This is a genomic window from Saccharospirillum salsuginis, from assembly GCF_014651855.1.
Classification (GTDB): Bacteria; Pseudomonadota; Gammaproteobacteria; order Pseudomonadales; family Natronospirillaceae; genus Saccharospirillum; species Saccharospirillum salsuginis.
The window spans coordinates 1-1183 of sequence record NZ_BMXR01000031.1 but is presented as its reverse complement, the minus strand read 5'-3'; the positions used below and the strand labels follow the sequence as shown (position 1 = coordinate 1183).

At 62.0% G+C, this 1183-nt stretch carries 1 protein-coding gene; it reads left to right on the top strand.

From position 1 onward, the window contains the following. On the top strand, nucleotides 1-1179 hold a 1179-nt coding region (gene tuf, locus IE111_RS24350; RefSeq protein WP_229805511.1), incomplete at its 5' end, for an elongation factor Tu. Between the last annotated feature and the right edge of the window lie 4 nt (nucleotides 1180-1183).

Below are 1183 nucleotides of genomic sequence, written 5' to 3'. Positions count from 1 at the left end.
GAGCGTTCCAAGCCCCACGTCAATGTGGGCACCATCGGTCACGTTGACCACGGTAAAACCACCCTGACAGCGGCCCTGACCCGCGTCTGCCACGAAGTATGGGGCAGCGGCTCGGCGATGGCGTTCGACGGCATCGACAACGCACCGGAAGAGAAAGAGCGTGGTATCACCATCGCCACCTCTCACGTGGAATACGATTCCCCGACGCGCCACTACGCGCACGTCGACTGCCCGGGCCACGCCGACTACGTGAAGAACATGATCACCGGTGCCGCCCAGATGGACGGCGCGATCCTGGTGGTCTCCGCCGCTGACGGCCCGATGCCGCAAACGCGTGAGCACATCCTGTTGTCCCGTCAGGTCGGCGTACCCTACATCGTCGTGTTCCTGAACAAGGCCGACATGGTCGACGACGAAGAGCTGCTGGAACTGGTCGAGATGGAAGTTCGCGACCTGCTGAGCCAGTACGACTTCCCGGGCGACGACACGCCGCTGGTCACCGGTTCCGCGCTGATGGCGCTGGAAGGCAAAGACGACAACGAAATGGGCACCACCGCGGTCAAGAAACTGGTGGAAGCACTGGACGACTACATTCCGGAGCCGGAGCGTGCCATCGATCAGCCGTTCCTGATGCCGATCGAAGACGTCTTCTCCATCCAGGGTCGTGGTACCGTTGTAACCGGTCGTGTTGAGCGCGGTGTGGTCAAGACCGGCGACGAAGTTGAAATCGTCGGCATCAAGGACACCACCAAGACCACCGTTACCGGTGTTGAGATGTTCCGTAAGCTGCTCGACGAAGGTCGTGCCGGCGAGAACATCGGCGCGCTGCTGCGTGGCACCAAGCGTGACGACGTTGAGCGTGGTCAGGTTCTGGCCGTGCCGGGTTCCATTACCCCGCACACCCGCTTCGAAGCCGAAGTGTATGTCCTGAGCAAAGAAGAAGGCGGCCGTCACACGCCGTTCTTCAAGGGCTACCGTCCGCAGTTCTACTTCCGCACCACCGACGTAACCGGTGCCTGTGAGCTGCCGGAAGGCGTCGAGATGGTCATGCCGGGCGACAACGTCAAGATGGACGTGACGCTGATCGCGCCGATCGCGATGGACGAAGGTCTGCGCTTCGCGATCCGTGAAGGCGGCCGTACCGTCGGTGCCGGCGTTGTAGCCAAGATCGTCGAGTAATCGA